Genomic DNA, 5472 nt, shown 5'->3' on the forward strand with positions numbered 1-5472 from the left:
CTCTCAACTACAGCGGCGGGTTCGCCGAGACGGCCGCGGAGGCCGCCGACCTCGAGCGGGCGGGGCTGGACATCGCGTTCGTGCCCGAGGCCTACTCGTTCGACGCGGTGAGCCAGCTCGGCTACCTCGCGGCCAAGACCTCGACCATGGAACTGGCCTCGGGAATCCTGCAGATCTACACGCGCACGCCCACCCTGACCGCCATGACCGCCGCCGGCCTGGACTTCGTCTCCGACGGCCGCTTCACCCTGGGCCTCGGTGCCTCGGGTCCGCAGGTCGTCGAGGGATTCCACGGCGTGCGTTACGACGCCCCGCTCGCCCGGACGCGCGAGGTCATCGAGATCTGCCGCAAGGTGTGGCGCCGGGAGAAGGTCGTGCACGACGGGGCCAAGTACCAGATCCCGCTGCCCGCAGACCAGGGCACCGGCCTGGGCAAGCCGCTCAAGCTCATCAACCACCCGGTGCGGGAGTCCATCCCGATCGTGCTGGCGGCGCTCGGACCGAAGAACGTCGAGCTGGCCGCCGAGATCGCCGACGGGTGGCAGCCGCTGTTCTTCCACCCCGAGAAGGCACACCTCGCGTGGGGTGACCCGCTGGCCAAGGGACGTGCGAAGCGTGATCCCTCGCTCGGTGACCTCGAGGTCTACGCCGGGCCCCCGCTGGCGATCTGCGAGGAGAGCGAGGTGCCGGGTTACCTCGATTTCGTGCGGCCGCACCTGGCCCTCTACATCGGTGGGATGGGCGCCCGGGGCAAGAACTTCTACAACGAACTCGCGTGCCGCTACGGCTACGAGGCCGAGGCCGCCCGCATCCAGGACCTGTACCTGGACGGCAAGAAGGACGAGGCCGCGGCGGCGGTGCCGGACGAGCTGGTCCGGTCGGTCTCACTGATCGGCCCCGAGTCGTACGTGGCCGAGCGGGTCGGGGCGTTCCGTGAGGCCGGGGCCACGACCCTCACGGTCGTCCCGATGGCGATGGACGCCCCCGGTCGGATCCGGTTGGTGGAGCGGTTCCGCGATCTCTGCTGACCGGGTCGTGGTCAGGCGAGGTCGACCACCACGTTCTTGAGGACCGGCGCGTCGTCGCGATCGGCCACCGTGGCCGCGACGAGCAGGCGCGAGGCGTCCTCCCACACCCGGATGCGCATGGTCTCGCCCGGGAAGAAGATGCCGCCGAACGTCACGCCGTAGCCGCTGACCCGCTCGACGTCCCCCTTCAGGACGTGGTCCACGACAGCACGCAACACCATCCCGTAGGAGCACAGGCCGTGGAGGATCGGCCTCGGGAACCCGGCCGCCTCGGCGAACGCCGGATCCGAGTGCAGCGGGTTGCGGTCGCCGCAGAGGCGGTAGAGCAGCGCCTGCTGGGGCAGGCTCGCGACCTCGATGGTGTGGTCGGCCTCCCGCTCGGGGTACTCGACCTTCTCCGAGGTTCCTCGCTCGCCGCCGAATCCGCCCTCCCCGCGCGCGAAGATCCCGGACCGCGAGGTCCACAGCTTCTCACCGTCGGCGGAGACGGTCTCGGACTCCTGGATGATCACGGCCGCCGAGCCCTTGTCCTGGATCTCGGCGATCCTGGTCGTGGTGACGGCGGTGCCGGCAGCGGGGATGGGCCGGTGCAGGCGGACCGCTTGGCTTCCGTGGACGACCTTCGCCAGGTCGATCTCCACCCCGGGGAACGACACCCTCGGCGCCTCGGTGACGTTCATCGTGGCCGCGACGGTGGCGAACGACGGCAGCACCTTCGGGTTCGAGTCGTCCACGTACCGCAGCCCGGCCGTGTCCATGGGGTCACCAGCGGCACCGACTCCGAGCGCGTACAGCGCCACGTCGGAGGCGGTCCAGGAGAACTCCTGCGAGGGGAGTTCGGCTCCCAGGGCCGTCGAGAGGTCGATCGGCACGGTCAGACTCCCGTCTTGTCGATGGTGGTGGGGGCGGCGGCGGTGGAGTCGGCTGTGGCGCCGGCCAGAATGTGCTCGACCGCGAGGTATCCGAACACCATCGCGGGACCGATGGTCGCCCCGGGCCCGGCGTAGGTGTGCCCCATGACCGGCGACGACGCGTTTCCGGCCGCGTAGAGCCCCTCGATCACGGAGCCGTCCGACCGGAGCACCCGGCCGTGGACGTCGGTGGTCGCGCCGCCCTTGGTCCCGAGGTCCCCGGGCACCATCTTGACGGCGAAGAACGGGGCCTTGCGGACGGGCCCGAGGCTCGGGTTGGGCTTGTTGGTGGGGTCGCCGTAGTAGTGGTCGTACCCCGAGACCCCGCGCTGGAAGTCCTCGTCGACGCCCTTCTCGGCGAAGCCGTTGAACCGCGTGGCCGTCCGTTCCAGGGCGTCGGCCGGGACCCCGATCAGGCCGGCCAGTTCGGCGAGGGTGTCCGCTTTGTGGAAGTTCTCCGTCTCGAGCCACTTCTTCGGCAGCGGTTGTTTCGCCTGTAGTCCGGCGAAGAGGTACCGGTTCTTGTACTCCTGGTCGAAGATGAGCCAGGCCGGGACGTTCTCGCCCTCGGCCCCCTCCTGGCCGGCCGGGGCCTGACCGTACTCGCCGCCGTACATCCGGTGGCCGGCCTCGACGTACGGCAGCGACTCGTTCATGAACCGCTCGCCGCGTGAGTTGACGAGGAACGAGCAGGGCAGGGACCGCTCGGCGAGCGCGAACCACGGGCCGCGGGGGAGCAGGATCGTGGGACCCCACCAGGCGTCCTCCATGAGGGCCAGCTCCGCACCCACCTTCTCCATGAACTCGATGCCCTCGCCGGTGTTGCCGGCGGCGCCGACCGTCCAGGAGGTGGGGATGGGCTGACGCTGGTACTTGTCCCGCATCTCCTGATTGTGCTCGAACCCTCCCGAGCCGATGATCACGCCCCGACGGGCGCGGAGGGTCTGCTCCTCCCCGCCGCGGGTCACGGTGATGCCCACGACCCGCTCCTCCAGGCCACTGCCCTCGGTGACCAGTCCGGTCATCGGGGTGTTGAGCCACACCGGGACGCCGGCGTCGAGGAGGCCCTTGCGCAGGGCGCCGATGAGGGCGCGGCCCATGCCCACCATGTTGGCGCCGCGGGCCTTGGCCACCAGCATGCGCATCGTCACGCGGACGGAGCGTCGGAAGCCCTTGGTGGTGGGGCGTTGGAGCAGGTTGAGCCAGCGGTAGTCGGACTGCTTGACCACCATGTTCGCCGGGGCCTTGGCGTAGGGGGGCTCGAGCCTCGACGCCTCGGAGCCCAGCCGGCGGAGGTCGAACGGCCTGGGTTCGACGGACCTGCCACCGAGTCGTCCGCCCGGCGCCTCGGGGTAGTAGTCGGAGTAGTCCACCACCCACTCCAGCTCGAGGGGGGAGTGGGCGAGGACGAAGTCGAGGACCTCGGGGCCGCGGTCGACGTACGCGTCGATCCTCTCCGGGGCCACGACGTCGCCGATGATCGAGCGCAGGTAGGTGCGGGCGGCCTCCGGGGTGTCCTGGACCCCGTCCCGCCTGAGGACGGAGTTCCCCGGGATCCACACGCCGCCTCCGGACCGGGCGGTGGAGCCACCGTAGTGAGGCGCCTTCTCCACGAGGACCACGCTGAGGCCCTTCTTCGCTGCTGCGAGGGCGGCCGTCATGCCTGCTCCACCGCTACCGACGACGACGACGTCGAACTCCTGGTCTGCCATGTAGAACACGTTATAGAACCGGGGGCTCGAGCGCCAGACGATCGAGGTAGCATCCCCGTCATGCTCACCGAGGAGACCCGCGCCACACTCGCACAGCGACTCTGGGATGCCGAGGCCGACGTGGCGCCCATCGCGCCGCTCACCGCCGACCATCCCGGGATGACCCCGGACGACGCCTTCGAGATCCAACTCGTCAACATCCGTCGAAAGCTGGAGGCCGGCGCGGTCGTCACCGGCCACAAGGTGGGTCTGGCCTCCAAGGCCATGCAGGAGATGATGGGAGTCGACGAACCGGACTACGGCCATCTGCTCGACACGATGGAGTATCCGGAAGGCGAGCCGGTCGAGGCCGCGCGGTTCTGCTTCCCGCGCGTGGAGGTCGAGGTGGGGTTCATCCTCGGTGCCGACATCCCTCCGGAGGGGTGCTCACAGGAGGAGGCCGCTGCCGCGATCGAGTGGGTCGTGCCGTCGATCGAGCTGATCGACTCCCGCATCCGCGACTGGAAGATCAGCCTGCCCGACACGATCGCGGACAACGCCTCGTCGTGTGGGTACGTCGTCGGTTCACAGCGGGTGAGGCTGGCGGACCTCGACGTCGCAGCGATCGATGCGACCCTCTACAAGAACGGTGAGTTCCTCGCCTCCGGTCGCTCCGACGCGGTGCTGGGTAACCCGCTCAACTCGGTGGGGTGGCTGGCCTCGACGGTCGCCAAGTTCGGTGTGCGCCTGCGCAAGGGCGACGTGATCCTGCCCGGCACCGCGATCCGGGCGATGGACGCCGCTCCGGGCGATTCCTTCCGTGCCGAGTTCGCGGGTCTGGGCGAGGTCACCATGGAGTTCAGCTGAAGCTGCGGACACGTTACTCGTTCTCGGCCGTCGACATCGCGTGGCTGGCGGCGGCTGCGACCCTGGTCACCAACGGTTCCAGTCGCGCGAGTGCCGATCTGTCTGCCGCGCTCGCGGACAGCGCGGCCACCGCACGGGCGCCGCTGGCGCCGCCGTCGTCGTCGTCGAACACCGGTGCGGCCACACAGTAGAGGCCGGGCGTGAGTTCGGCGCGATCCACCGCCCGCCGGCGGCGCCGGATCGTTGCCAACTCCACCGCGAGCGCATCCGGCGAGGTGAGGGTGGTGTCGGTCCATGCGACCAGCGGGCCCCGGGCGACCCGCTCGGCGGCCGCGTCATCGAACGCCAGCATCGCTTTGCCCACGCCGGTGCAATAGGCCGGAAGCCCTCCGCCGATGCGGGACGGGGACGGGATCGGTCGCGGACCGTGCAGCTTGTTGAGGTACACCACCTCGTCGCCGTGCAGCGTGGCCAGGTGCACCGTCGCCCGAGTCGCCTCGAAGAGGTGCGCGAGGAACGGGGTCAGGACCCGGCGGGTTCGTTCGTACGCCGGGGAGGAGGGGATCGGGTCCAGCTCGTGCACCAGCGGTCCCAACCGGTAGCGCTGCCCGATCCGGGTCACCGCGTCGTTCCGTTCGAGCGCGGTGAGGAGTCGGAGGGTCGTGGACTTGGCCAGGCCGGCCTCTCGGGAGATCTCGCTCAGCGTCAGGCCGGCGCCCGCGGCCGTCACCCGTAGCACGTCGAAGGCGCGGTCGACGGGCGAGACGGGCGGTTCGTTCATGCGGCGAGTGTAGCGCGGAGCAGCGGCAGGGCGGTTCGATCAGATCGAACACGTGCGCGAATAGGGACCCAGGTGTAGAATCGAACGTGCGTTCGACTATGGGGAGGCGACGAAGGCGGGGTGTTCCGATGATGACGACGACGAGCTCGGCGGCGTTCGGGGCGCTGCGCGCCGTGCCGGAGGCTCTGGACACG

5 protein-coding genes are annotated in these 5472 nt (G+C 70.0%); 2 read left to right on the top strand and 3 right to left on the bottom strand.

Features of this window, described 5'->3' with window-relative positions; all coding sequences use genetic code 11:
• On the top strand, window positions 1-1028 hold a 1028-nt coding region (locus G6026_RS09145; RefSeq protein ID WP_182612973.1), incomplete at its 5' end, for an LLM class F420-dependent oxidoreductase.
• 11 nt (window positions 1029-1039) lie between these two features.
• Here the strand turns inward: G6026_RS09145 and G6026_RS09150 are convergent.
• Together G6026_RS09150 and kstD are read right to left on the bottom strand one after the other, a co-directional pair.
• Complete coding sequence (locus tag G6026_RS09150; RefSeq protein WP_182612974.1) at window positions 1040-1900, bottom strand: MaoC/PaaZ C-terminal domain-containing protein; 861 nt, start codon at window positions 1898-1900, stop codon at window positions 1040-1042.
• 2 nt (window positions 1901-1902) lie between these two features.
• Window positions 1903-3651 carry a 3-oxosteroid 1-dehydrogenase gene (gene kstD / locus G6026_RS09155; RefSeq protein WP_182612975.1) on the bottom strand — a complete coding sequence of 583 codons (1749 nt, stop codon included), beginning with the start codon at window positions 3649-3651 and terminating at the stop codon, window positions 1903-1905.
• A gap of 60 nt (window positions 3652-3711) precedes the next feature.
• Here kstD and G6026_RS09160 point away from each other — a divergent pair, with 60 nt between their 5' ends.
• A complete protein-coding gene (locus G6026_RS09160) occupies window positions 3712-4497 on the top strand; it encodes a 2-keto-4-pentenoate hydratase (RefSeq protein ID WP_107755727.1) in 786 nt (261 codons plus the stop codon).
• Between the two features lie 13 nt (window positions 4498-4510).
• Here the strand turns inward: G6026_RS09160 and G6026_RS09165 are convergent, their stop codons facing one another.
• Window positions 4511-5278, bottom strand: a complete 768-nt coding sequence (locus G6026_RS09165; protein ID WP_182612976.1) for an IclR family transcriptional regulator — start codon at window positions 5276-5278, stop codon at window positions 4511-4513.
• Window positions 5279-5472 lie beyond the last annotated feature (194 nt).

The sequence above is a fragment of the Dietzia sp. DQ11-38-2 genome (assembly GCF_014145055.1).
GTDB lineage: Bacteria > Actinomycetota > Actinomycetes > Mycobacteriales > Mycobacteriaceae > Dietzia.

Coding starts and splice junctions, on each gene's coding strand:
- kstD (WP_182612975.1), bottom strand. CDS start 3,651: ATGGCAGACCAGGAGTTCGACGTCGTCGTCGTCGGTAGCGGTGGAGCA.
- G6026_RS09160 (WP_107755727.1), top strand. CDS start 3,712: ATGCTCACCGAGGAGACCCGCGCCACACTCGCACAGCGACTCTGGGAT.
- G6026_RS09165 (WP_182612976.1), bottom strand. CDS start 5,278: ATGAACGAACCGCCCGTCTCGCCCGTCGACCGCGCCTTCGACGTGCTA.